We start from the raw sequence: 25,414 nt of genomic DNA on the forward strand, positions 1-25,414 counted from the left end.
TTTCGGTCGACCGGAGCGGTGACGGACGGGGCCGGTGTCCGCCGCCCGAAAGTAACGGGGGTCACCCCACCGATCGGCCCGCGGGGAGGTCTACCCTGGCTTTCTATGGCCACCGAAGCCCCAGAACCGCTGCCCGCGGACGAGATCGACATCCACACCACCGCGGGCAAGCTCGCCGACCTCCAGCGACGGCGCTACGAGGCCGTCCACGCCGGTTCGCAGCGAGCGATCGAGAAACAGCACGCCAAGGGCAAGATGACGGCGCGCGAACGGATCGACGCCCTGCTGGATCCAGGGTCGTTCACCGAGTTCGACGCCCTGGCCCGGCACCGGTCCACCAACTTCGGCCTGGACGCCAGCCGCCCCTACGGCGACGGCGTGGTCACCGGGCACGGCACCGTCGGCGGCCGCCCGGTCGCCGTCTTCAGCCAGGACGTCACCGTCTTCGGGGGCTCCCTGGGCGAGGTGTACGGCGAGAAGATCGTCAAGGTCCTGGACCACGCGCTCACCAACGGCTGTCCCGTCGTGGGCATCAACGAGGGCGGCGGCGCGCGGATCCAGGAGGGCGTGGTGGCCCTGGGCCTGTACGCGGAGATCTTCAAGCGCAACGTGCACGCCTCCGGGGTCGTCCCGCAGATCTCGGTGATCATGGGCGCCGCCGCCGGCGGGCACGTCTACTCCCCCGCCCTCACCGACTTCGTGGTGATGGTCGACAAGACCTCCCAGATGTTCATCACCGGCCCCGACGTCATCAAGACCGTCACCGGCGAGGACGTGTCCATGGAGGAGCTGGGCGGGGCGCGGGCGCACAACACCCGCTCCGGCGTGGCCCACTACATGGGCTCCGACGAGCAGGACGCCCTGGACTACGTGCGCGAGCTCCTGGACCACCTGCCCGACAACAACCTGGACGAGGCCCCGGCCGCGCCCGGCGCCGCCGACCCGGAGCCCACCGCGGAGGACGCCGAGCTCGACACGTTCATCCCGGACTCGGCCAACCAGCCCTACGACATCCGCCGGATCATCGAGCACGTCGTGGACGACGGGGACTTCCTCGAGGTCCACGAGCACTTCGCCGGCAACATCGTGGTCGGCTTCGGCCGGGTGGACGGCCAGAGCGTGGGCGTGGTCGCCAACCAGCCGATGAACTTCGCCGGGTGCCTGGACATCGACGCCTCGGAGAAGGCCGCGCGCTTCGTGCGCACCTGCGACGCCTTCAACGTCCCGGTCCTCACCTTCGTCGACGTGCCCGGCTTCCTGCCCGGCACCGACCAGGAGTGGAACGGCATCATCCGGCGCGGCGCCAAGCTCATCTACGCCTACGCCGAGGCGACCGTCCCGCTGATCACCGTCATCACCCGCAAGGCCTTCGGCGGCGCCTACGACGTGATGGGCTCCAAGCACCTGGGCGCCGACGTCAACCTGGCCTGGCCCACCGCCCAGATCGCGGTCATGGGCGCCCAGGGCGCGGTGAACATCCTGCACCGGCGCACCCTGGCCGCCGCCGAGGACGTGGAGGCCGAGCGGGCCCGGCTGGTCGAGGAGTACGAGGACACGCTGCTCAACCCCTACTCCGCGGCGGAGCGCGGCTACGTCGACGGGGTCATCCTCCCCTCGGAGACGCGCGTGTCGGTGGTCAAGGCGCTGCGGGCGCTACGCGGCAAGCGCAGGCAGCTGCCGCCCAAGAAGCACGGGAACATCCCGCTGTGAGCGCCCGGCAGAGCCCCGCACCGGACGGGCCGCACCTGAGCGTGGTCCGCGGCGACCCCTCCGCCGAGGAGGTCGCCGCCCTGGTGGCCGTGCTGACCGCGCGCGCCCGCGCCGCGCAGGCCGCCCGCGCGGCCGCCGAGGCCGCGCCCGGGCCCCGCTCGGCCTGGCGCGACCGCTCCCGGCTGCTGCGCCGCCCCGTCCGTCCCGGACCGGGCGCCTGGGCGCGCAGCTTCCACCCGGGCTGACCCGGCCCGTCCCGATCGTTCACCAGGAGGATTCCCCACCGTGCGCAAAGTCCTGATCGCCAACCGCGGGGAGATCGCGGTACGCGTCGCCCGCGCCTGCCGCGACGCCGGGATCGCGAGCGTGGCCGTCTACGCCGACCCCGACCGCGAGGCCCTGCACGCCAAGACCGCCGACGAGGCCTACGCCCTGGGCGGGGCCACCCCCGCCGACACCTACCTGGACGCCGCCAAGCTCCTGGACGTGGCGGCCCGCTCCGGCGCCGACGCCGTCCACCCCGGCTACGGCTTCCTGTCGGAGAACGCCGACTTCGCCCGGGCCGTCACCGAGGCCGGGCTCACCTGGATCGGCCCCCCGCCGGCGGCCATCACCGCCCTGGGCGACAAGGTGCAGGCCCGCCACATCGCCGCCAAGGTCGGTGCCCCCCTGGTCGCCGGCACCCCCGAGCCCCTGGAGGACTCCGCCCAGGCGGTGGCCTTCGCCCAGGAGCACGGCCTGCCCATCGCCATCAAGGCCGCCTTCGGCGGCGGCGGGCGCGGCCTGAAGGTCGCCCGCACCCTGGAGGAGATCGGCGAGCTGTTCGACTCGGCGGTGCGCGAGGCCACCGCCGCCTTCGGCCGCGGGGAGTGCTTCGTCGAGCGCTACCTGGACCGCCCCCGCCACGTGGAGACCCAGTGCCTGGCCGACGTGCACGGCAACGCCGTGGTGGTCTCCACCCGCGACTGCTCGCTGCAGCGCCGCCACCAGAAGCTCGTCGAGGAGGCCCCGGCCCCCTTCCTGACCGAGGAGCAGAACGCCGAGCTGTACGCGGCCTCCAAGGCCATCCTGCGCGAGGCCGGCTACGTGGGCGCGGGCACCTGCGAGTTCCTCGTGGGCGCCGACGGCACCATCTCCTTCCTGGAGGTCAACACCCGCCTGCAGGTCGAGCACCCGGTCTCCGAGGAGGTCGCCGGCATCGACCTGGTGCGCGAGCAGCTGCGCATCGCCGACGGCGAGGAGCTGGGCTATGAGGACCCGGCGCTGCGCGGCCACTCCTTCGAGTTCCGCATCAACGCCGAGGACGCCGGGCGCGGCTTCCTGCCCGCCCCGGGCACCATCACCCGCTTCACCCTGCCCGGCGGGCCTGGGGTGCGGGTGGACACCGGGTGCGAGGAGGGCTTCACCGTCCCGGCCTCCTTCGACTCGATGGTGGCCAAGCTGATCGTCACCGGCGCCACCCGCGAGCAGGCCCTTCAGCGCTCGGCGCGGGCGCTGGCCGAGTTCGAGGTCGGGGGCATGCCCACCGTGATCGGCTTCCACCGGGCGGTGGTGGCCGACCCGGCCTTCGCCCCGGCCCCGGGCGAGCCGTTCAGCGTGCACACCCGCTGGATCGAGACCGAGTTCGACAACACGGTCCCCCCGTTCGAGGGCGTGCCCGCCCAGGCCGAGGAGGAGGACCCGCGCGAGTCGGTGACCGTCGAGGTCGGCGGCAAGCGCATCGAGGTCGTGCTCCCCGGCGGGCTCGGCGCCGCGGCGGCGCCCGCGCCCGCGGGCCGCTCCGGGTCCAGGAAGGGCGGGCGGAAGAAGGGCTCGGGCGGGGCGGCCGCCGCGAGCGGGGACGCGCTGGTCTCGCCGATGCAGGGCACCGTCGTCAAGGTCGTGGCCGAGGACGGCGCCACCGTGGCCGAAGGGGACACGGTGGTGGTGATCGAGGCCATGAAGATGGAGCAGCCCCTGGCCGCGCACAAGGCCGGCACCGTCGCGGGGCTGTCGCTGGCCCCGGGCGACACGGTCTCCAGCGGCACCGCCGTCTGCGAGATCAAGGACTCCTGAGGGCACCGGGTGCGGCGGGGGGTCCGCCGCACCCCACCCCNACAAGACAGGACAGTCAGGGCGAACGTGACCGGATTGACACCCCCGGGCGGGGGAATAATCGGGCGCGGCCGGTTATTGTTCCTAACCGTGACGAACCTGTGGGGCCTTACCGAGCGACGGCACGTCGACCTGTGCCGCGTCGCCAGCCAGGCGTGTCGCTGACCGCCTGAGCCGATCCGCCGTAGCCGCCGATCGACCCGCATCCCACCGCTGCGCGCCTGCCGTGCGTCGTCCCCGCGCAGGCCGCCCCGTTCCGCTTCGTCCGCCCGCCGACCCCGGCACCACCTCCGCCCGTCGGCGCCTGCCCTGATCCAGGAGCCCTCCCGTGCTATCCGCGCTCAGACGCATCCCCCGTATCCCGTTCGCCGTCCAGGTGCTCGCCGCCCTCGTCCTGGGCATCGCGCTCGGCGTGGCCGCCCGCCAGCTCGGCGGCGACGCCGAGAACCCCAACGGCCTGGCGGTCGCCCTCGACACCATCGGCGGCACCTTCGTCACGCTGCTCAAGGCGATCGTCCCGCCGCTGATCCTGCTGGCGGTCATCTCCTCCATCGCCCAGCTGCGCAACGTCTCCAACGCCGCCCGCCTGGCCGGCCAGACCCTGCTGTGGTTCGCGATCACCGCGCTGATCGCGGTGGCCATCGGCATCGGCCTGGGCACCCTGGTCCGCCCCGGCGTGAACAGCGGCGTGGACGCCGGCGCCGTCCAGGACCCGGGCACCACCGGCTCCTGGATGGCCTTCCTGGAGAGCATGGTCCCGCAGAACTTCCTGGGGCTGACCGCCTCCACCGACGGCGAGGTCCTGCCCGACGGCGGCGGCCTGGACCTGTCCACCGGCCTGACCTTCAACGCCCTGCAGCTCATCGTCATCGCCATCGCGGTCGGCGTGGCCGCGGTCAAGACCGGCAAGGCCGCCGAGCCCTTCCTGGCCTTCACCGACTCGGCCCTGCAGATCGTCCTCAAGGTCCTGTGGTGGGTCATCCGCCTGGCCCCGCTGGGCACCCTGGGCCTGCTGGGCAACGCCGTCTACAGCTACGGCTGGACCACCATCGGCGCGCTGGGCTCCTTCACCCTGGCCATCTACATCGGCCTGGCGCTCGTGGTCTTCGCCGTCTACCCGCTCCTGGCGCGGGTGCACGGGCTGTCCATCGGCAAGTACTTCTCCGGCATCTGGCCCGCCGTGCAGCTGGGCTTCGTCTCCCGCTCCTCGATGGGCACCATGCCGGTGACCCAGCGGGTGGCCGAGACCAACTTCGGGGTGCCGCGCCACTACGCGTCCTTCGCGGTGCCGTTCGGCGCCACCACCAAGATGGACGGCTGCGCCGCGATCTACCCGGCGATCTCGGCGATCTTCGTCGCCCAGTTCTTCGGGCTGGACCTGTCGCTCACCGACTACCTGCTGATCGTGTTCGTCTCGGTGATCGGCTCGGCGGCCACCGCCGGCACCACCGGCGCGACCGTGATGCTCACCCTGACGCTGTCCACCGTCGGCCTGCCGCTGGAGGGCGTGGGCCTGCTGCTGGCCGTCGACCCGATCCTGGACATGGGCCGCACCGCCACCAACGTGGCCGGGCAGGCGCTGGTCCCGGCGATCGTCGCCAAGCGCGAGCGCATCCTCGACGTCGAGCGCTACCACGCCCCGCGCGGGCTGGGCGGGTTCGTCGCCGACGACCACGTCACCGCCGCCGAGCGGCTGGCCGCGCAGCAGGAGCAGGCCGGGGCCGAGGAGGCCGGTGCCGAGCAGGCGGCGGCGAAGGAGGACTCCGAGGCCAAGGTGGGCACGGGCGCCTGACCCCCGCGACCCGCCGCACTACGGGCGGCCCGCCGGGCACGGCGGGCCGCCCGTAGTCTGTGCCCCAGGGACCGGTCTCCCCTTTCCGGGAACCGGCGGCTCCCGCCGTTCGTCCTTACCGAATGAGGGAGGCGAGAGGAACGACATGTTGCGCCGATTGGTAGTACCGGCCCTGTTCGCAGCGGGCCTTGGCGTCGCCGCGGCGGCGGCCCCGGCGGCCGCCGACGTCCCCGACGCCGGGGACGCGGTCCAGGATCTCGAATCCGACCACTTCTACATCGAACAGAGCATCACCGAGAACATCCCCGAGGCCGAACAGGAGGCGCTCGTCTCGGCCGCGCAGGACGCCGAGAGCGAGTCGCCCGTCTACCTGGTCATGCTCCCTTCGGAGAGCTTCGACTCCCAGACGGCCCTGGACGGCTACATGGACGAGCTCATGGGCGATGTGGGCGACGGCGTCTACGCCGGGTTCATGGGCAGCGGAGCCAACAACTTCTTCGTGGACTCCCCGGACCTGGAGCAGTCCGAGCTGAACGAGATCCGCGACAACGTCATCGCCTCCGACCCGGCCAACGAGGTCGACACCCTGGCGGCCGTCCCCGACGCCGTCGCCGAGCAGGAGGGCGACGCCGCGGCCTCCGGCATGTTCGGCATCGCGTTCCTGGCGCTCCTGGTGCTGGCGGTGGCCGGCGGCGGCTACTACGTGTACAGCTCCCGCAAGAAGCGCGAGGCCGAGAAGGCCAAGCAGCTCGCGGAGATCAAGCAGATGGCCCAGGAGGACGTGGTCCGGCTCGGCGAGGACATCGCCCGGCTGGAGATCGACGTGTCCCAGGTGGACGAGGCCACCCGGAACGACTACAGCCACGCCATGGACTCCTACGACCGGGCCAAGGCCACCCTGGACGGCATCCGTGAGCCGCAGGACATCCAGCAGGTCACCACCGCCCTGGAGGACGGCCGCTACTACATGGTCGCCACCCGGGCGCGGATGAACGGCGAGCCGGTGCCCGAGCGGCGCCAGCCCTGCTTCTTCAACCCCCAGCACGGCCCCTCCGAGCAGGACGTGCAGTGGGCGCCCCCGGGCGGCGCGGTGCGCGCGGTGCCGGCCTGCGCGGTGTGCACCAGGGCCGTGCTCAGCGGCGGACAGCCCGACGTGCGCCTGGTCGAGGTGGACGGCGAGCGGCGCCCCTACTACGACGCGGGCCCGGACTACGCCCCCTACGCCGGCGGCTACTTCGGCATGAGCATGATGATGGGCATGTTCTCCGGCATGATGATGGGCTCGATGATGGGGTCCATGATGGGCGGCGGGATGATGGGCGCCGGCATGGAGGGCATGGGCGGCGGCGAGGACCTCGGCGGAGGCGACTTCGGCGGGGACTTCGGCGGCGACATGGACTTCGGCGGCTTCGACTTCTGAGCGCCGGCCTCCCGGCGCGCACACGCACGAAAGGGCCCACGGCACCGCGCCGTGGGCCCTTCCCGTGTCCGCGCCCGCATCCCGGGCCCGGGCCCTACTCCGGCGAGGCCTGCATCAGCGACCGGGCCGCCTCGGTCACGCTGCCCGACAGCGAGGGGTAGACGGCGAAGGTGTGGGCGATCTCGTCCACCGTCAGGCGCTGCTGCACCGCGATGGACACCCCCAGGATCAGCTCGCTCGCGCGCGGGCCGACGATCACCCCGCCCAGCACGATGCCGGTGTGGCGGCGGCAGATCAGCTTGACGAAGCCGTCCTTGCTGCCGCCCATCTTCGCCCGCGGGTTGGTGTCCAGCGGCAGGTTCACGATGCGCGCGTCCACCGTGCCGCTGCGCACGTCCTCCTCGGTGGCGCCGACCGAGGCGAGCTCGGGGTTGGTGAACACGGTGGCGGCGACCGTGGACAGCTTCAGCGGGGAGACCGCCTCGCCCAGGGCGTGCCACATGGCGATCCGCCCCTGCATGGCGGCGACCGAGGCCAGCATGTTCACCCCGGTGCAGTCCCCGGCCGCGTACACCCCCGGGGTGGAGGTCCGCGACACCCGGTCGACCTGGACGAAGCCGCCGCCGTCCAGGCGCACCCCGATCTCCTCCAGGCCGATCCCGCCGGTGTTGGGGATCATCCCGACCGTCATCAGGCAGTGGCTGCCCTCCACGGTCCGCCCGTCGGAGAGGGTGACCCGCACGCCCTCGCCGGTGTTGACCACCGACTCGGCGCGGGTGTTGCCGAGCACCTGCATGCCCCGGCGGCGGAAGACGCCCTCCAGCACCTCGGCCGCGTCGGCGTCCTGGGTGGGCATCACCCGGTCGCGCGAGGAGACCAGGGTGACCCTGGCGCCCAGCCCGGTGTAGGCGTTGGCGAACTCGGCCCCGGTGACGCCCGAGCCCACCACGACCAGGTGCTCGGGCATCTCCTCCAGGTCGTACAGGTGGCGCCAGGTCAGGATGCGCTCGCCGTCGGGGCGGGCGGTGGGCAGCTCGCGCGGGTGGGCGCCGGTGGCCAGCAGCACCACGTCGGCGCGCAGCCGCTCCTCCCCCACGGCGATGATGCGCGGATCGACCATCCGGGCCTCGCCCGTGACGATCCGCACGCCCTCCTTCTGCAGCCGGGCGGCGGTGTCCTCGGACTGGGCCCGGGCCAGGCGCTTGACCCGGCCGTTGACCGCGGCCAGGTCGACACCGACCCGGCACTCGTCGCCGGAGTTGATGGTCAGGCCCAGCCGCCCGGCGTCCTTGACGTAGGTGGAGCGGACCGACGTGGCGATCATCGTCTTGGAGGGCACGCAGTCGGTCAGGACGCACGCGCCGCCGACACCGTCCCGCTCCACCACGGTCACGTCCGCACCCAGCTGGGCGGCGACCAGGGCCGCCTCGTACCCGCCGGGGCCGCCGCCGATGATCACGACCTTCGTCACGTCTGTTCCACTCCTTCGCGGCGCGCGGGACCGGGGCGCCGATCCGGCGCCGCTCGGCCGTTCGCCCGGATGTCTGCTCGCCTGTCGCACCTCCATTGTCCGCCATGGTCAGGGGCGGATTCTCCGCGGCTCCCCGGTCGGCGCGCCCGGTGCGGGCCCGGGTGCGCGGCCGGGTCGGCGCCGCGGCGGCGGCGGCCTGCCCCGACGTCCGCGATACACACCCCGGCGTTGCGCTCAGTAACAAATCGGAAGCACAGGGGTACGCTCCGGAGATGTGAGCGAATCCACGCAAGACCGCCCCGTGGTCACGACGGCCGACGCGAAGGAGCAGGCAGCCGCGGCGGCGCAGGAGCTGAAGTCCCGCACCGGCGCCGACGGCTACGACGCCCTCGTCGTGCTCGGCTCGGGCTGGACCGACGTGGCCGACCACCTGGGCACGCCCGACATCGAGCTGGACTCCGCCGAGCTGCCGGGGTTCGCCGCGCCGACGGCACCGGGCCACTCGGGGCGGCTGCGCAGCCTGTGGGTGGGGGCCAAGCGGGTGGCCGTGCTGTGCGGCCGTGCGCACCTGAGCGAAGGGCACGACCCGATGGCGGTGGCGCACCCGGTGCGCACCGGCATCGCCGCCGGCGCCCCGGTGGTGGTGCTCACCGGGTCGGCGGGGTCGCTGCGCACCGACTACGCGGTGGGCGAGCCGATCCTGGTGCGCGACCACATCAACCTGACCGGGGCCTCCCCGCTGACCGGGCCGGACTTCACCGACCTGACGCGGGCCTACTCGGCGCGGCTGCGCGGCATCGCCGCCGACGCCGACCCGTCGCTGGCCGAGGGGGTCTACGCCGAGGTGACCGGGCCGGAGCTGATGACCCCGGCCGAGCTGGGCATGCTCCGCGCCTCCGGGGCCGACCTGGTCGGCCGGTCGCTGGCGCTGGAGACCATCGCCGCGGTGGAGATGCAGGCCGAGGTGATGGGCCTGGCGACGGTGAGCAACGACGCCGTGGCCGGGGTGTTCGAGCCCTTCGACCCCGACCGCGCGATCGCCGCGGTGCGGCGGCACACCCAGCGCCTGGGCGAGCTGCTGCACGAGGTGCTGATGCGGGCCTGAAAAGGCCGGGAGGGGCGCCGCTCCCCTCCGCGCGAGGGAACGGCGCCCCTCCCGTCGGAGGGGTGCCCAGAAGGGGGCCCACCGGGCCGTCGGCGCTGCGTGGCGAGCAGCATCCCGAGGCCGAGGATGACGGCGCCGTCCGGCCGTGCCGGCGGGGCCCGTGTGCACCGAGCGCGCGTGGGGGCGGGTGGCGATCCGCACCGCCGCGCGTTCCCGCTATTCAGTTGACCCGCAGTGCCCGGGGAGGGGCTTCAGGGGGCCCAGGGTTCCGCGCGATCCCCGGACCCCCGCCCGTTCTCCTTAGGCATGCCTTACCTAATCAGCTGGCCGCCGCCGCGTCAAGTCCCCCGGACACACGAAGAGAGGGGGCCCCGAAGGGCTCCCCTCTCTGTGTCCGTCCTCCGCGGGACGAGGTCTCAGAACAGCAGGGCGACCGCCGCGAGCAGCGCGACGGGCAGGGCCAGGGCGGCCACCGCGTCCGGCGACACCGCGGTCACCACGCCCTCGGCCCGCTCTGTGCCCCCCGAGGGCCTCGCCTTGCGGCGCTCGGCGATCTCGCGCAGGCGCTTGGCGTGCAGTTCGACCGGGCGCAGCTCGCGCGGGTCGGACTCGGCCACCGGGTCGGTGTCGGAGTACCCGCCGGCCCGGCGCAGGTTCTCGCGGACCTTGGCCCGCTTGGTCTCGCGCAGCGCCCAGGAGCGCACGACGGTGCCGCCCGCGTGGACGCGCAGCACGTCGGTCACGTCGGCCCAGGTGAACTCCGACCACGGCACGAAGGTCTCGCGCAGGGGGTTGACCACCCGCACGCCGTCCTGGCCGGGGACCACCCGGGGGCGGAGCCAGAGGACGTAGACCCCGCCCACGGTCAGCAGCAGCACCCCGGCGGCGACCAGGGACGCCGTGTCGGAGCCGTTGAGCGCCAGGTCCAGCAGCAGCAGCGCGGCGACGCCGACCCAGATCCAGGAAAGGACCCGCGGCAGCGTCGCGGTCAGGGGTTTTCCGTCATCTCCCACAGGAACAGTCTTACCGCATGCCGGTACCGCCGCGGCCGCCTACATCAGCGCGCCGTCCCCCAGCGCGTCCTCGGCGGCGGGGCCGCGGGCGCCCTCCCACAGGGCGGTCAGCGCCGCCGAGACCAGCACCCGCACCCCGTGGCCGACCGCGCGCTCGTCCACGTCGAAGGTGCCGCGGTGCAGGTCGAGCATGGGGCCCACGGCGTCCGGCGGGTGGGTGCCCAGCCGGGCCAGCGCCCCGGGGACGTGCTCCAGGTACCAGGCGAAGTCCTCCCCGCCCAGGCTCTGCGGGGTCGGGGCGAGGGCCTCGGGGCCCAGCGCCAGGCCGACCGCGTCGCGCAGCATCCGCACGCTCTCGGCCTCGTTCACCGTGGGCGGCACGCCCCGGCGGTAGTCCACCTCGGCGGTGGCCCCGTAGCCGCCCACCACCGTCTCCACCAGCTCCTTGACGATGTCCGGCGCCGAGTGCCAGGCGTCGTCGTCCAGGCAGCGCACGGTGCCCTCGGCCACCGCGTCGTCGGGGATGACGTTGGGCGCCGAGCCGGCGCTCACCCTGCCCCACACCAGGCTGAACCCGGCCCGCGGGTCGACCCGGCGGGACAGCGCGGCCGGCAGCTCGGTCACCACCTTGCCCAGCGCGTAGACCAGGTCGCTGGTCAGATGGGGCCGGGCGGTGTGCCCGCCCGGCCCCGAGAGCCGCACCGCCAGCTGGTCGCAGGCGGCGGTGATCGGCCCCACCCGCAGCCCCACCTGCCCGCACAGCAGGCGCGGGTCGCAGTGCAGGGCGAAGACGCGGTCCACCCCGTCCAGGCCGCCGGCGTCGACCACCGCACGGGCGCCGCCCGGCAGCTCCTCGGCCGGCTGGAAGAGCAGCCGCACCCGGCCGGGCAGCGCACCGGCCCGCGCCTGCTGGGACAGGAACAGCCCGGCGCCCAGCAGGGCCGTGGTGTGCACGTCGTGCCCGCACGCGTGCGCCGCTCCCGGCACCGTGGAGCGGTAGGGCACGTCCTTCTCGTCGGTCAGCGGCAGCGCGTCGATGTCGCCGCGCAGCGCCACCGTGGGCCCGCCGTCCCCGATGTCGCACACCAGCCCGGTCCCCTCGGGCAGCCGCTTGGGCGCCAGCCCGGCGGCGCGCAGCCGCTCCTCCACCCGCTGGGTGGTCCGGGTCTCGGCGAACGCCAGCTCGGGGTGCATGTGCAGGTCCCGCCGGAACTCGACGAGACCGCTCTGGCGGCGCGCCAGGAACGCGGCCAGTTGGTCCGGCAGATCTCGCCCCTGCATGCGTGGGCCCCCTGTCGTCATCGGTCGTGGGTCGTGTCGTCGCGTCCTGCCGTGCTACGCGGCGGCCGGGGTCCCGGTGCGGAACTCCGCGGCCAGCGCGTCCACGACGTCGTTGAGGGAGCCCCCCTCGCGCACGATCGCGCGCTGCCGCTCGTAGGAGGCGCCCTTGTCGAGCACTTCGGAGACCGCGTCCAGCTCCTCGGCGCAGCCCAGGCGCGCGGCCACCGGTCCGAGCTCGCGCACGAGCTCGTACAGGTCGTCCCGCAGCGGGACGGTGGACCCGCGCCCGTCGGTGATCACGCGCGCGTCCAGCCCGTAGCGGGTGGCGCGCCACTTGTTGTCGGTGACCACCCAGGCGGGCGGGCGGGGCAGCCCGTAGCCCCGGTCGAGCTGCTGGTCGAACAGCCGGACGAGGCTCTGCGAGAGGGCGGCGGCCATGCCGACCTCGCGCAGGGTGGGGATCCCGTCGAACATCCGGATCTCGATGGTGCCGTAGTCCGGGTGCGGGCGGACGTCCCACCACACTTCCTTGATACTGGCGATGGTACCGGCGCGCAGCAGTGTCTCCATGTATTCCTCGAAAGCCGGCCAATCGTCCAGCAGCGGCGGCGGCCCGGCGGTGGGCAGCGCGCCGAAGACCACCGACCGGGACGAGGCCAGCCCGGTGTCGTGCCCGCTCCAGTACGGGCTGGAGGCGGTCAGCGCCAGGAAGTGCGGCAGGTAGGCGGCCAGCGCGTTGACCATCGGCACCGCCTTCTCCTTGGACCGCACCCCCACGTGGACGTGCACGCCGAAGGTGAGGATGCGCCGGGCCAGCCACTGCATCTGCTCGATCAGCTCCCCGTAGCGCTGCACGGGGGCCAGGGTCTGGTCGCGCCAGTCGTCGACCGGGTGGGTGCCCGCGCACAGCGCGACCGCATCGCGGGGCTCCAGCACCTCCCGCAGGCGGTCGGTGCTGCCCCGCAGGTCGGCGACGGCCTCCTGCACGGTCTCGCACACCCCGGTCACCACCTCCACGGTGCACTGCATGAGCTCGTGCCGCAGCGGCGGGCGCCCCGGGCCGCGGCTCAGGTCGGGCAGGTCGGCCAGCACCCGCTGGGCCTCCTGGCGCAGGTGGCGGGTGCGGGCGTCGACGAGCTGGAGCTCCCACTCCACGCCCAGGGTGGTCCGGTCAGAGGCGTTGAATTGGATGGCCACGGGCAACCTCCGAACAGGGGTCCGGCCGGCGCGCTCGCCGGCGCATGTGGCACCTTCACCCCCGGGGGCTCGGCTCCGCAACCCGCGTACTACCCACGGTACGCCTCCCCGCCCCGCCGGGCCCGCAGAATCCGGAACACGGCCCAGAGCGCGGCGCCGGCCGCGGCCGCACCGGCCGCCGGGGCCAGCGCCCGCAGCCGGCGCCGCAGCAGCCACCGGCGGGTCAGCACCCGCGAGCGGGCCCGGCCCTCGGCGGTGGGCCGGGCCGGCAGCACCGCGGCGGCGCGGGCCCCGTCGGCCGGGCGCACCGCGCTGCGCCCGGGAGCGCCCGGCACCAGCCCCACCGGCAGGTCCAGCGGGACCGCGCCCTGGTAGGGCGGCGGCACCGGCAGCCAGGTGGCCGTCCAGGCCGCGGCGAACAGGACCGCGCGCAGCACGATGTTCATCCACACCAGCAGCCCGACCAGCACCGCGAAGGAGGCGTAGACCGGGTTGTTCAGGGTGCTCGCGATCAGCAGCGCCCCCGCCGCCTTGAGCACCTCGAAGGCCGCGGCGGCCAGCAGCGCGCCGCGCCACAGCATCCGCCAGGGGCGCCGGGTCCCGGAGAGCCGGGAGAAGAGCACCAGGAAGATCAGCGTGTCGGCGGCCACCGCGATGGCGACCGCCAGAAGCCGGGTGGCGGCCACCGCGGCCACCGAGCCGTCCAGCTCCACCCAGGCCAGCACCCAGCGGGTGGCGGCCTGCGAGACGCTGGTCAGGGCCACCGAGGCCAGCAGGGCGGTGCCCAGCACCACCATCACCGCCAGGTCCTGCAGCTTGGCCAGGACCACGTTGGGCCCCTCGGAGGGGTTCTTCAGCCAGATCCGGTGCAGGGCCGCACGCAGCTGGCCCACGGCGCCCAGGCCGGTGTAGAGCAGGCCCAGCAGGCCCACCACCGAGGCCCCGGTGCGCGCCTGGGCGACCTGGTCGATGGGCAGCTCCGCGGCCAGGCCGGGGAGCAGGTCGCCGATGGCGGTCTCCAGGTAGTCGCGGGCGTCCGGGCTGAACTCGGCCACGTACCCCACCACGGCGAAGGCCAGGGCGATCAGCGGGAAGAACGACAGGAACCCGAAGTAGGTGACCGAGGCGGCCAGGCGGCTGCCGTCCTGGTCGGTGTAGCGCTCGGCGGCCCGCACGGCGTGGTCGAACCAGGGGCGGCGGCGGCGCATCGCCCAGTAGGCGTCCATGCCGCGCCGGAACAGGTCCTTCGCCCGCTCTGCGACCCGGCCCGCCATCGCCCCCGCCTTCCGGAACGTCCCTGCCCGCGGACCGAGCGTAGCCCCACCGCCGCAGAGCGCGGAAGCGGGCCACGCACGGCACAATGAAGGCATCGTGAAGCTCTTCGCACGCCTGCTCGGCTCCCGCGGCCGCCCCGGCGGCCCCCTGCACTGGCCCGTGGCCGAACGCGTCGCCGGCACCGCCCTGGCGGACGCCTTCGCCGACGTCTACGGCACCCCGCCCGCGGGGGTACGGTTCGCCCCCGGGCGCGTCGCGCTGATGGGCGACCCCGGCGCGCAGGAGGACGGCCCGGTCCTGCTGGCCGCCCTGCCCTGGGGCGTCCACCTGGCCTGGGCGCCCACCGGCGACGGCGCCGTGGAGCTGCGGCACGCCCGCGCACCGCAGGAGCGGCGCCCCCTCCCCGCGCCCCTGGCCGCCCGCCCGGCCGCGGAGCCGGGCGGCGGGGCACGCGTCCTCTTCGACACCGACCTCCCCGCGCCCGCGTCCCTGGGCGGGCGCGAGGCGCTCGCCGAGGCGCTGGGGGCGGCCCTGGGCACCGGGACCGCGCTCCCCTTCGCCGAGCGCACCGTCCTGCGCCTGGACCGGCGCACCGGGCGCGCCCGCGCCCTGCCCTTCGACCTGGAGGCCGCCGGGCTGCGGCTGCTCGTCGCCGACACCCGCTCGGGCCCGGCCGCCGACCCCGCCCGCCGCCGCGCCGAGTGCGCGCGCGCCGCCTCCCGCCTGGGCGTGTCCCGCCTGCGGGAGGTGGAGGACCTGGCCGGGGCGCTCGCCCGGCTGCGCGACCCGGTGCTGCGCGGGCGGGTGCGGCACGCGGTCACCGAGGAGAACCGGCTCGACGCGGTGGCGGGCCTGCTGCGGGCCGGGGCGCCGGCCGAGATCGGCACCGTGCTCACCGCCTCCCACCTGTCCCTGCGCGACCATTTCGCGATGTCCACCCCCGAGCAGGACCTGGCGGTGGAGCGGGCCGTGGGCGCCGGCGCGCGCGGCGCCCGGGCCACCGGCGGCGCCGGGGACGCGGTCGTGGCGCTGGTGCCCGCCGAGCGCGCCGGGACGGCCGCCGAGGCCGTCCGCACCGCACTGGCGGAGCGCTCCCCCCGGGTCCGCACGGCGCTGCCGTGACCCGGACCGGCGGCGGCCGGATCGAACCGGAATACGATGAGCCGCGTCTGTAGGGGTGAGACGGCGAGACGACGGGAACGGGCGAACTGAACGATGGACCACGGCCGAGACGACGACGCCCAGCGCACGGGGGTCTTCCGCCGCGACGGATCCGGCGGCTACGACGAGATCGAGAAGCTGTACCGCTCGAAGAGGCGGTCGGCCGGGTCCACCCGCCGCATGCCCTCGGTCCGGGACCGGCCGCGCGGCCGCGAGTACGACGGGACCGGCGCCGCGCGCGAGCGGCGCCGGAGCGGTGAGCTCCGGCGCAGGCGCGCGCTGCGGACCACCGGCGCGGTGCTGGCCCTGGTGGTCCTGGCCCCGCTGGTCTTCGGCATCGGGTTCTACCTGTGGGCCGACGGCCGGCTGGAGCGGGTGGAGGCGATGCCGCCGGCCGACGGCCGCCCCGAGGAGCAGCCCGGCACCACCTACATGGTGGTCGGCTCCGACAGCCGCAAGGGGCTCAGCGACGACGAGCTGCAGGACCTGCGCACCGGCCGCGCCGAGGGCAAGCGCACCGACACCATCATGGTCGTCTACGTACCCGAGGACGGGCGCCCGGCCATCGTCAGCGTGCCGCGCGACTCCTACGTGGACATCCCCGGCATCGGCCAGAACAAGATCAACGCCGCCTTCGCCGAGAACCTGGGCGGCGGGCCGAGCACCCTGGTCCAGACCTTCGAGCAGGCCTCGGGGGTGCGGATCGACCACTACGTGGAGATCGGCTTCGCCGGGTTCGTGGACATCGTGGACGCGGTCGGCGGGGTGGAGATGTGCCCCGAGGAGGCGATGGAGGACCCCAAGGCGGGCCTGGACATCGAGGCCGGCTGCCAGGACATGGACGGCGCCACCGCGCTGGGGTACGTGCGCACCCGCGCCTCGGCCCGCGCCGACCTGGACCGCATCCAGCGCCAGCGGGAGTTCTTCAGCGCCCTGGTCTCCAAGGCGACCGGCGCCTCGACGCTGGCCAACCCCTTCCGCCTGGTCCCGCTGGTCCGGGAGGGCACCGAGACCTTCGAGGTGGACCAGGACGACCACCTGATGGACCTGGGCGGCATGGCGCTGGCGATGCGCGAGGACCCGGCCACCACCTCGGTCCCGGTGGGCTCCACCCCCACGCTCAACGTGGGGAGCGTGGTGCTCTGGGACGAGGCCGCCTCCGAGGAGATGTTCTCGGCCATGCGCGAGGGGCAGGAGATCCCCGAGGACGCCATGCGGGACTGAGGCGGCCGCCCGGACGGCACCCCCGGACAAGGCGAAGGGCCCACCGCTCACAGAGCGGTGGGCCCTTCTGGTGACGTTCCGCACCGCGCGCGCCTACCCCCCAGCGGGCGCACGGCCGGCACGTCGGCCTCGGTGTCCGGGCGCGGCCCCTCTCGGGCGCCCCGAACATGCATAACTCTACGCAATACTCTCAAACTACGCGAACGGTACGGATGTGGCCTTCGCCGCACCCTGCCCGCCGCACCCCGCGCGAACGCGTGAGCGGCCCCGCCGATTCCCCGGCGGGGCCGCTCACGGCCGACGTGCCCGGTGGCTCAGGCCAGGCGCTTCTGCAGGTTCTCGTCCAGCGCGGCCAGGAACTGCTCGGTGGTGAGCCAGTCCTGGTCACCGCCGACCAGCAGCGCCAGGTCCTTGGTCATCTGGCCGCCCTCGACGGTGTCGATGACCACGCGCTCCAGGGTGTTGGCGAACTCCACGACCTTGGGGGTGGAGTCCAGCTTGCCGCGGTGCTCCAGGCCGCGCGTCCAGGCGAAGATGGACGCGATCGGGTTGGTGGAGGTCGGCTTGCCCTGCTGGTGCTGGCGGAAGTGGCGGGTGACCGTGCCGTGCGCGGCCTCGGCCTCGACGGTCCGGCCGTCGGCGGTGCGCAGCACCGAGGTCATCAGGCCCAGCGACCCGAAGCCCTGGGCGACCGTGTCGGACTGCACGTCGCCGTCGTAGTTCTTGCAGGCCCAGACGTAGCCGCCCTCCCACTTGAGCGCGGCGGCGACCATGTCGTCGATCAGCCGGTGCTCGTAGGTCAGGCCGGCGGCCTCGAACTTCTCCTTGAACTCGGTGTCGTAGATCTCCTGGAACACGTCCTTGAACATGCCGTCGTAGGCCTTGAGGATCGTGTTCTTGGTGGACATGTACACCGGGTAGCCGCGGTCCAGGCCGTAGTTGAGGCTGGCGCGGGCGAAGTCCTCGATGGACCGGCGGTAGTTGTACATGCCCATGGCCACGCCGCCGCCCTCGGGGAAGCGCGCGACCTCCATCTCGATGGGCTCGCCGCCCTCGTCGGGCGTGTAGGTGATGGTGACCGTGCCCGGGCCGGGGACCTTGAAGTCGCTGGCCTTGTACTGGTCGCCGTGGGCGTGGCGGCCGATGATGATCGGCTGGGTCCAGCCGGGCACCAGGCGCGGGACGTTCTGGCAGATGATCGGCTCGCGGAAGACGACGCCGCCCAGGATGTTGCGGATCGTGCCGTTGGGCGAGCGCCACATCTTCTTCAGGCCGAACTCCTCGACCCGCGCCTCGTCGGGGGTGATGGTGGCGCACTTGACGCCGACGCCGTGCTCCTTGATGGCGTTGGCGGCGTCGACCGTGATCTGGTCGTCGGTGCGGTCGCGCGCCTCGATGCCCAGGTCGTAGTACTTCAGGTCGACGTCCAGGTAGGGCAGGATCAGCCGGTCCTTGATGAAGGACCAGATGATCCGCGTCATCTCGTCGCCGTCGAGCTCTACTACGGGGTTCTCGACCTTGATCTTGGCCATGGCTGTGTGGCTGTCCCTTCGTGTCGGCTGGCCGTCGCGCGGCTCAAAAAGGGCGTACGCGATATCTCGATATCAAGCTTATTAGACGCTCACGTGCCCAGGGCGGGTGCCACCCACGCCAAGACCACCAGCGCCGCGGCCAGCCCCAGCGCGGTGGCGATGTCGAACCAGCGCCCGCGCACGGCGAGCATGCCCACCCGGTCCTCGGGGAGGACATAGCGCAGGAGGGCGGCCAGCAGAAGGGCCCCGGCGATGATCGCCGGCCCCCGTTTGAAATAGGCCGCGGCCACCACGACGATGCCCGCCGCCATGGTCGCCAGCACCAGGAAGTAGGGGACCTGGGCCAGCCAGCCGGGCGGCTCGTGCTGCTCCTCGTGCTGCTCCTGGGATGCGACCGCCGCCTCCAGTGGATTCCGGCTCACCGATCACCTCATGCTCGACCCCGGGTGGCGCACTCCGGCCACCGGCCGCGGCGGCGTGACCGAAACCCGGAGGAGGTGCGGGGTCACGGTGGAGCGAACCATCAATGAACACTCGTCGTGACTGGCCACCGCAGGACCAGTCTAGTGAGTCCGCGCGCGCGGACGTCCCACGCCGCACCGTATCGGTCCCGGGGCCCCGGCGTGCCCCGGTGGCCCCATCCCCGGCGATGGGCGTAAACCTCCCGCGATAGGTGTCTAACGGGGGAGTAAGCGCGTAGAACCGACAGGCCCCGGGTAACCAACCAGGAGACGAGTGCCACGGTGAGCGAGGACAGCCCCCCATGAACCCCACTCAGCACGTCAACCGCGCACCGTCCCATCGGCCACGCCCCACAACGGGAGGAAGAACCGTGGACGGGCCCTACATCAGGGTCGAGGAGACCGGGGACGTCTGCCGCGTCACCGCCGAGGTGACCACCGTCGGCCGCGGCGAGGGCGCCGACATCCGCCTCAGCGACCCCAGCGTCTCCCAGCTGCACGCCGAACTGGTGCGGCGCGGCCCCTACCTCTACGTCGTCGACCTCGGCCTGTCGCGCAACGGCACCCGGGTCAACGGCCGCCCCATCGCCCGGCGCGTCCTGGAGGAGGGCGACGTCGTCAGCTTCGGCTCGGCCCGCTGCAAGATCGGCGGGCTCCCCCGCGAGGACATCCACCCCGACGTCGAGCTGCGCCGCGGCGCCGCCCCCGAGCTCACCCGCCGCGAGCTGGACGTGCTCACCTCGCTGTGCCGCCCGGCGCTGTCCGACGAGGCGTTCGTCTCCCCCGCGACCGCCCGCGAGATCGCCGAGGACCTGGTGGTCACCGAGGCGGCCGTCAAACAGCACCTGCTGCGCCTCTACCAGAAGTTCCGCATCCCCGAGGGCCCCAACCGCCGCACCCGGTTGGCCAACGAGGTCGTCGCGCTGGGCCTGGTGCGCCCGATGCCGGCCGGGGACCGGGAGCGCAAGGCGGGCTGAACCCGCCCGGACGCCCCCGGCCCCGGTCCGCCGCTAGGCCAGGCCGGCCTGGCGCTCGGCCGCCTCGACCACGTTGACCAGCAGCATCGCCCGCGTCATCGGGCCCACGCCGCCCGGGTTCGGGGAGACGCAGCCGGCCGTGTCCCACACGTCGGCGGCCACGTCCCCGGCGATCCCCTGGTCGGTGCGGCTCACGCCCACGTCGAGCACGGCCGCCCCCGGCTTGACCATGTCGCCGGTGACCAGCCCCGGCTTCCCGGCCGCGGCCACCACCACGTCGGCGCGGCGGGTGTGCGCGGCCAGGTCCCGGGTGCCGGTGTGGCACAGCGTCACCGTCGCGTTCTCGCTGCGCCGGGTCAGCAGCAGCCCCAGCGGGCGGCCCACGGTCACCCCGCGGCCCACGACCACCACCTCGGCGCCGTCCAGCCCCACCCCGTACCGGGTGAGCAGCTCCACGATCCCGCGCGGGGTGCACGGCAGCGGCGCCGGCTCCGTCAGCACCAGGCGGCCCAGATTCGCCGGCTGCAGGCCGTCGGCGTCCTTGACCGGATCGATGAGGCCGAGCACCCGGTTCTCGTCCAGCCCCCCGGGCAGGGGCAGCTGCACGATGTAGCCGGTGCACGCCGGGTCGGCGTTGAGCTCGGCCACCGCCGCTTCCACCTCGGCCTGGGAGGCCGTGGCCGGCAGGTCGCGGCGGATGCTGGCGATGCCCACCTCGGCGCAGTCGCGGTGCTTGCCGCCCACATAGGAGCGGCTGCCCGGGTCGTCCCCGACCAGCACCGTGCCCAGCCCCGGAAGCACCCCCGCGTCCTTGAGGGCGGCCACCCGCCCGGCCAGCTCCGCCCGGATCTTCGCGGCGGTGGCCTTCCCGTCCAGGATCTGTGCGCTCATGCTCTGGCTCCCTGTCCCTCGGTCGGGGTCTGCACTAGTGGAAGAAGTGCCGGGTTCCGGTGACGTACATCGCCACCCCGGCGCGCTCGGCCGCCTCGGCCACGGCGTCGTCGCGCACCGAGCCGCCCGGCTGGACCACCGCCCGCACCCCGGCCGCGGCCAGCTCCTCCAGGCCGTCGGGGAAGGGGAAGAAGGCGTCGCTGGCGGCCACCGCGCCGGCCACCCGCTCCTCGCCGGCCCGCGACACCGCCAGCCGCACCGCGTCCACCCGGTTGACCTGGCCCATGCCCACACCGACCGTGGCCCGGTCCGCGGCCAGCAGGATCGCGTTGGACTTGACCGCGCGCACCGCCCGCCAGGCGAAGGCCAGGTCGGCCAGGACCGCGGGGTCGGCCGGGGCGCCGGTACGCAGCTCCCACCCGTCGGGGACGTCCCCGGGCGCGTCCAGCGCGTCCGCCGACTGCAGCAGCAGCCCGCCGCTGATCTGCCGGGCCTCCGGGCGCGCGGTCCGGTCCGGCGCGGCCACCTTCAGCAGCCGCACGTTCTTCTTGCGGGTGAGCAGCTCCAGCGCCCCCTCCTCGAACGCAGGGGCGGCCACCACCTCGGTGAAGATGTCGGCCAGCCGCTCGGCCATGGCCGCGGTCACCGGGCGGTTGGCGGCCACCACGCCGCCGAAGGCCGACAGCGGGTCGCAGGCGTGCGCCTTGGCGTGCGCCTCGGCGATGTCGGCGCCCAGCGCGATGCCGCACGGATTGGCGTGCTTGATGATCGCCGTGCACGGCTCGTCGAAGTCGTAGGCGGCCCGCAGCGCCGCGTCGGCGTCGACGTAGTTGTTGTAGGACATCTCCTTGCCGTGCAGCTGCTCGGCGCCGGCCAGGCCCGGCCCCGCCGGGTCGTCGGTGGTGTACAGCGCCGCCCGCTGGTGCGGGTTCTCGCCGTAGCGCAGGGTGGCCGCACGGGTGTAGGCCGCGGCGTGGAAGTCCGGCCAGCCGGTGGCCCCGGCGGTGTCGTCGGGGGCGTAGGCCTCGGCGAACCAGCCGGCCACGGCGGCGTCGTAGGCCGCGGTGTGGGCGAAGGCCTGCGCCGCCAGCCGCCGGCGCGCGGCCTCCTCGAAGCCGTCGGCGCGCACCGCCTCCAGCACCTCGCCGTAGCGGGCCGGGTCGACCACCACGGCCGCGCTCGCGTGGTTCTTGGCCGCGGCCCGCACCATCGACGGCCCGCCGATGTCGATCTTCTCGATGCACTCGGACTCGGAGGCGCCCGAGGCCACCGTCTCCCGGAACGGGTAGAGGTTGACCACCACCAGGTCGAAGGGGGCCACCCCCAGTTCCTCCAGCGCCGCGCGGTGCTCGGCGCGGCGCCGGTCGGCCAGCAGGCCCGCGTGCACCTTCGGGTGCAGGGTCTTGACCCGCCCGTCCAGGCACTCGGGGAAGCCGGTCACCTCCTCCACCGGCACCACCGGGACCCCGGCCTCGGCCAGGCGGGCCGCGGTGGACCCCGTGGAGACGATCTCCACCCCGGCCTCGGCCAGGCCCCGGCCCAGCTCCTCCAGCCCCGTCTTGTCGTAAACGCTGATCAGCGCGCGCCGAATGGCCTGCCGCGTCACCGGTTCTCCTCTGCTCGTTCGTTGCCGGCCGCGCCGGGCCGCACGTGCCGGCCCTCCAGGCGCCAGCCCTCCCGGGCCAGCCGGCCCACCGTCTCCACCAGCAGCCGGCGCTCGACGGCCTTGATCCGCTCGTGCAGCGCCTCCTCGTCGTCGCCGGGCTCCACCCGGACCGCCACCTGGTCGATGACCGGTCCGGTGTCCACCCCCTCGTCGACGAAGTGCACCGTGGACCCGGTGACGCGCACCCCGTGGGCCAGGGCGTCGCGCACCGCGTGCGCGCCCGGGAAGGACGGCAGCAGGGCCGGGTGCAGGTTGACCACCGGGGCCACGTCCAGCACCTCGCGGCCCAGGATCCGCATGAAGCCCGCCGAGACCACCAGGTCGGGTCGGTAGGAGGCAATGCGGGAGGCCAGCTCCGCGTTCCAGGCGGCGCGCTCGGCGCGGCCGCGGAAGGGTTCGGTGAACACCGGCACCCCGGCCTTCTCGGCCAGGGCCAGGCCCGCCGCGCTCTCTCGGTCCGATCCGACCGCGACGACCGCGGCTCCGTACCCGGGGTCCTGTGCCGCTTCGAGGAGCGCGGCCATGGTGCTCCCCGTCCCGGAGATGAGGACGACTACTCGCGCCGACAGTGTGGTTCCTCCTCGACAAGGCGGGTCCGCCCCTGCCCGGGGTCGCGTTGGGAACGCGCAGCATCCGGGCACGGAAGGCGATGAGGGCGGAATGCGCGGGAGGGCACCGCGCTCCCGCTCGCCCCAACCCTATCCTCCCTGCGCGGAGCCGGAGGGACCGGGGCCGTGAGCATGCCGCTCCTCCGGTAGCGTCTGTTCCGGCGCCTCCCCCCGAGCCGCCCGACCGAGGAAAGGACCAGCGTTGACCGAGCAGCAGCCGCAGGCCGACGGACAGCCTCCCGCCGTGGAGAAGGGCGGCCTGTGGGGGGTCTTCCTGTCGGCCGCCGGGCTGATGCTGCCGCCCTTCGGGGTGCTGCTGTCGGTGCTGGGGATCCAGCAGGGGCGCAAGGCCCGCCGCGCGGCCCGCGAGAACAGCACCCAGGCGCCGGGGGCCGTGCTCAGCGTGGTGCTGGGCTGGTTCGGCGTGGTGTTCTCGGTGGTGGCCGTCGCCGGCTACATCTACTTCTGGGACGAGTACAGCGCCTACCAGGAGTGCTCGACCCGGGCGCTGACGGTCAGCGCCCAGGAGGAGTGCGACCAGGCCTGGCGCTCGGCGGTGGCCGACCGCACCGGCGTCCCCGAGGACCAGGTGCCCTCGCTGGGCGGTTAGTACTGCAACGACAGGTCGATCGAGGAGTCCGCGGACGTCCAGGTCCCATCAGGGTATCCGCCGACACCGGCAACGGACGCGAACGGACGCCGTCCGACGGAACAGCAGGTACCCCCCGCTCACGGGCCGCGTTGTTGATCTTGGGGAAGTCGGCCTTGTACCGGCCGGTACAAGGCCGACTTCCCCGAGATCAAAAAAGGCGGTTCCCCAGGCGGCCCGCCGCCCGGCCGGCGGGCCCGGGGACGTGCTTGCCCCTGTCGTGTGGCCGGCGTCCGCCGGGCCCTCGACCGACCTGCCGTTGCAGTACTAGGTGCGGTCCTCGGCGGGCTCGGTCTCCGGGCCCGCCTCGTAGGTGATGCCGAACAGCTCTTCGGGGTCCTCGCCCTCGGGCTCGGCCGCCCGGCGGCGCCACCGCGGCATCCGCGGCCGCGGCAGCGCGGGCAGGCGGAACCCGCGCGGTCGCGGCCCCTCCTCGACCGGCGCCTCCTCGCCGTGCGCCTCGCCCCCCTGCGGCTCCTCCTCCGGCCGCTCCTCCGGCCGCTCCTCCACCCGGTCCTCCGGCCGCTCCCGCGCCGCCGTCCGCCGGAAGTGGCGCCAGTTGGCCACCCAGGCCGCGATCGCCGCCGCCAGGCCGACCTCCAGCGCGGTGATCAGCCCGACCTGCCAGGCCGAGGGCCCCACGTCGGCCAGCCGTTCCGCCCCGATCGGCCCGCCGGCCAGCAGCGACAGCGCGGTGAACACCAGCCCGGTGGCCACCCCGCAGACGAACCCCCACAGCGGCGCCGCCTCCCCCACCACGGTGGGCGCGCTGCGCTGGGTGAGCACCCCGCCCACCGCCCCGGCGGCGAACGGGGCGGCCAGCGCCGCCAGTGAGGCCACCGGGGCGGCGCCGTTGTCCGGCAGCGCCGCCAGCATCGGGAAGGCGGGCAGCGGCCCCACCGCCACACCGGTGGGGGCGACCATGGTGCCGGTGCCCACCGCGAACCCCGGGCCGACCGCGTAGGCGGCGCCGAACACCACGGCGTTGGGGGCGTAGGCCAGCTGGGCCAGCACCAGCAGGGTGCCGCCCACCGCGCCGGGGCCCAGCTCCCGGGTGATCGCGGCGGCCTCGCCGAAGCCGAACGCCAGGCCGCACAGGAACAGCAGCCCGCCGGCGGCCAGCAGCACGGCGGTGGCCCCGCCGGCCCCGGCCAGCAGGGAGCGCGGCCGGTCGGGCATCAGCTCCAGCATGCGGCGCAGCTCGATGCCCTTGTCGCGCAGCTGCTGGCGGAGCACGCCCAGGCCGCCGGCGACGAAGGCCAGGCAGAACCCGGCCACCAGCGCCTGCACCACGCTGGGGCGGACCACCTCGGTCTGCGCGGCCAGGGCCAGGGTGCCCGAGACGGCGGCGTAGGGCCCGGCCAGTGCCAGGGCGGCGCGGAACATGTGGCGCAGCCGGGGCAGCTCGCTGGTGCGCGCCAGCCACCGGCCCGCCCGGTACAGCAGCGCCCCGGGCAGCACCACCAGGCCCAGCGGCAGCATCATCACCTCGCCGCCGGGGATGCCGAAGCCGACCAGGTGGCCCACCAGCCAGGCCTGCACGGCGGTGCGCGCCACGTCGGCGATCTCCTCGCCGAAGGCGTCGTGCGGGGCGGCCACCCACCCGGCCAGGGTCAGGGTCAGCAGCACGGCGAGGCCGACCCCGGCCGCCCAGGCCGCGGCCAGCCCGCCCGCGGTGTACAGCGGGCGGTGGTCGGTCCCGCGTCGGTCCGAGGGTTCCTTGGGCGCGCTCACCCCGCCCATGCTGCCAGCACCGGGCGCCCGGAACGAGCACGCCCCGCCCCGGAGGTCCGGGGCGGGGCGGTGCCGTGCGGTCCGCTCGGGGACTAGAAGAGGTCCCGTGCGAGCTTGGCCGTCTCGCTGGGGGTCTTGCCGACCTTCACGCCG

General features: G+C 74.3%; 22 protein-coding genes. 11 read left to right on the plus strand and 11 right to left on the minus strand.

Annotated elements, in window-relative coordinates:
* Positions 1–105: 105 nt before the first annotated feature.
* The 6 genes from D450_RS0110320 to D450_RS0110340 all read left to right on the plus strand — a co-directional run bounded on the left by D450_RS0110320 (position 106) and on the right by D450_RS0110340 (position 7,016).
* Positions 106–1,710: an acyl-CoA carboxylase subunit beta gene (locus D450_RS0110320; RefSeq protein ID WP_017538591.1), complete on the plus strand. Its 1,605-nt coding sequence runs from the start codon at positions 106–108 to the stop codon at positions 1,708–1,710.
* On the plus strand, positions 1,707–1,955 hold the full coding sequence (locus D450_RS0110325) for an acyl-CoA carboxylase subunit epsilon (protein ID WP_017538592.1): 249 nt from the start codon (positions 1,707–1,709) through the stop codon (positions 1,953–1,955). Before D450_RS0110320 ends, D450_RS0110325 begins: the two co-directional genes overlap by 4 nt.
* Positions 1,956–1,995: 40 nt before the next feature.
* The gene (locus D450_RS0110330; RefSeq protein WP_017538593.1) at positions 1,996–3,765 is read left to right on the plus strand and encodes an acetyl/propionyl/methylcrotonyl-CoA carboxylase subunit alpha; all 1,770 of its coding nucleotides are present in this window, start codon (positions 1,996–1,998) and stop codon (positions 3,763–3,765) included.
* 129 nt (positions 3,766–3,894) lie between these two features.
* A complete protein-coding gene (locus tag D450_RS35610; RefSeq protein ID WP_376769095.1) occupies positions 3,895–3,969 on the plus strand; it encodes a putative leader peptide in 75 nt (24 codons plus the stop codon).
* Between the two features lie 163 nt (positions 3,970–4,132).
* Positions 4,133–5,596, plus strand: a complete 1,464-nt coding sequence (locus D450_RS0110335; RefSeq protein WP_017538594.1) for a dicarboxylate/amino acid:cation symporter — start codon at positions 4,133–4,135, stop codon at positions 5,594–5,596.
* 145 nt (positions 5,597–5,741) lie between these two features.
* Complete coding sequence (locus D450_RS0110340) at positions 5,742–7,016, plus strand: cbb3-type cytochrome c oxidase subunit 3 (RefSeq protein ID WP_241483111.1); 1,275 nt, start codon at positions 5,742–5,744, stop codon at positions 7,014–7,016.
* Positions 7,017–7,110: 94 nt separating this feature from the next.
* Here the strand turns inward: D450_RS0110340 and D450_RS0110345 are convergent, their stop codons facing one another.
* Complete coding sequence (locus D450_RS0110345; RefSeq protein WP_017538596.1) at positions 7,111–8,487, minus strand: NAD(P)H-quinone dehydrogenase; 1,377 nt, start codon at positions 8,485–8,487, stop codon at positions 7,111–7,113.
* A 301-nt stretch (positions 8,488–8,788) separates the two neighbouring features.
* Here D450_RS0110345 and D450_RS0110350 point away from each other — a divergent pair, with 301 nt between their 5' ends.
* The gene (locus D450_RS0110350) at positions 8,789–9,592 is read left to right on the plus strand and encodes a purine-nucleoside phosphorylase (protein WP_017538597.1); all 804 of its coding nucleotides are present in this window, start codon (positions 8,789–8,791) and stop codon (positions 9,590–9,592) included.
* 416 nt (positions 9,593–10,008) lie between these two features.
* Here D450_RS0110350 and D450_RS0110355 read toward each other — a convergent pair whose 3' ends face one another.
* The 4 genes from D450_RS0110355 to D450_RS0110370 all read right to left on the minus strand — a co-directional run bounded on the left by D450_RS0110355 (position 10,009) and on the right by D450_RS0110370 (position 14,357).
* Positions 10,009–10,605 (minus strand): PH domain-containing protein, encoded by a 597-nt coding sequence (locus tag D450_RS0110355; RefSeq protein ID WP_017538598.1) that lies wholly within the window; start codon positions 10,603–10,605, stop codon positions 10,009–10,011.
* 39 nt (positions 10,606–10,644) lie between these two features.
* Positions 10,645–11,886 carry an amidohydrolase gene (locus D450_RS0110360; RefSeq protein WP_017538599.1) on the minus strand — a complete coding sequence of 414 codons (1,242 nt, stop codon included), beginning with the start codon at positions 11,884–11,886 and terminating at the stop codon, positions 10,645–10,647.
* 54 nt (positions 11,887–11,940) lie between these two features.
* Positions 11,941–13,083 (minus strand): glutamate--cysteine ligase, encoded by a 1,143-nt coding sequence (locus D450_RS0110365; RefSeq protein WP_017538600.1) that lies wholly within the window; start codon positions 13,081–13,083, stop codon positions 11,941–11,943.
* An 89-nt stretch (positions 13,084–13,172) separates the two neighbouring features.
* Complete coding sequence (locus D450_RS0110370) at positions 13,173–14,357, minus strand: YihY/virulence factor BrkB family protein (protein ID WP_026124583.1); 1,185 nt, start codon at positions 14,355–14,357, stop codon at positions 13,173–13,175.
* Between the two features lie 97 nt (positions 14,358–14,454).
* Here D450_RS0110370 and D450_RS0110375 point away from each other — a divergent pair, with 97 nt between their 5' ends.
* Both D450_RS0110375 and D450_RS0110380 read left to right on the plus strand, forming a co-directional pair.
* Positions 14,455–15,480, plus strand: coding sequence for a galactokinase family protein (locus tag D450_RS0110375; RefSeq protein WP_017538601.1), 1,026 nt, complete (start codon positions 14,455–14,457; stop codon positions 15,478–15,480).
* Between the two features lie 93 nt (positions 15,481–15,573).
* On the plus strand, positions 15,574–16,743 hold the full coding sequence (locus D450_RS0110380) for an LCP family protein (RefSeq protein ID WP_017538602.1): 1,170 nt from the start codon (positions 15,574–15,576) through the stop codon (positions 16,741–16,743).
* Positions 16,744–17,057: 314 nt separating this feature from the next.
* Here the strand turns inward: D450_RS0110380 and D450_RS0110385 are convergent, their stop codons facing one another.
* Positions 17,058–18,275 carry an NADP-dependent isocitrate dehydrogenase gene (locus tag D450_RS0110385; protein ID WP_017538603.1) on the minus strand — a complete coding sequence of 406 codons (1,218 nt, stop codon included), beginning with the start codon at positions 18,273–18,275 and terminating at the stop codon, positions 17,058–17,060.
* Positions 18,276–18,364: 89 nt separating this feature from the next.
* Entirely contained in the window at positions 18,365–18,697 is a 333-nt protein-coding gene (locus D450_RS0110390; protein WP_017538604.1) for a DUF3017 domain-containing protein, read from the minus strand.
* A 410-nt stretch (positions 18,698–19,107) separates the two neighbouring features.
* On the opposite strand from D450_RS0110390, the gene D450_RS0110395 reads away from it, so the two are divergent.
* Positions 19,108–19,713 (plus strand): FHA domain-containing protein, encoded by a 606-nt coding sequence (locus D450_RS0110395; protein ID WP_017538605.1) that lies wholly within the window; start codon positions 19,108–19,110, stop codon positions 19,711–19,713.
* 33 nt (positions 19,714–19,746) lie between these two features.
* On the opposite strand, the gene D450_RS0110400 is transcribed toward D450_RS0110395, so the two are convergent.
* Genes D450_RS0110400 through purN form a run of 3 tightly spaced genes read right to left on the minus strand, consistent with a single transcriptional unit; the run spans position 19,747 to position 22,839 of the window.
* Complete coding sequence (locus tag D450_RS0110400; protein ID WP_017538606.1) at positions 19,747–20,604, minus strand: bifunctional methylenetetrahydrofolate dehydrogenase/methenyltetrahydrofolate cyclohydrolase; 858 nt, start codon at positions 20,602–20,604, stop codon at positions 19,747–19,749.
* Between the two features lie 34 nt (positions 20,605–20,638).
* Positions 20,639–22,210, minus strand: a complete 1,572-nt coding sequence (purH, locus tag D450_RS0110405) for a bifunctional phosphoribosylaminoimidazolecarboxamide formyltransferase/IMP cyclohydrolase (protein ID WP_017538607.1) — start codon at positions 22,208–22,210, stop codon at positions 20,639–20,641.
* Positions 22,207–22,839: a phosphoribosylglycinamide formyltransferase gene (purN, locus tag D450_RS0110410; RefSeq protein WP_083932594.1), complete on the minus strand. Its 633-nt coding sequence runs from the start codon at positions 22,837–22,839 to the stop codon at positions 22,207–22,209. The genes purH and purN overlap by 4 nt, the downstream gene beginning before the upstream one ends.
* A 241-nt stretch (positions 22,840–23,080) precedes the next feature.
* Between purN and D450_RS0110420 the strand changes: the two genes are divergently transcribed.
* Complete coding sequence (locus D450_RS0110420; RefSeq protein WP_017538609.1) at positions 23,081–23,488, plus strand: hypothetical protein; 408 nt, start codon at positions 23,081–23,083, stop codon at positions 23,486–23,488.
* Positions 23,489–23,794: 306 nt separating this feature from the next.
* Here D450_RS0110420 and D450_RS0110425 read toward each other — a convergent pair whose 3' ends face one another.
* Complete coding sequence (locus D450_RS0110425; RefSeq protein WP_017538610.1) at positions 23,795–25,270, minus strand: cell division protein PerM; 1,476 nt, start codon at positions 25,268–25,270, stop codon at positions 23,795–23,797.
* Between the last annotated feature and the right edge of the window lie 144 nt (positions 25,271–25,414).

The sequence above is a fragment of the Nocardiopsis halophila DSM 44494 genome, assembly GCF_000341245.1.
GTDB lineage: Bacteria > Actinomycetota > Actinomycetes > Streptosporangiales > Streptosporangiaceae > Nocardiopsis_A > Nocardiopsis_A halophila.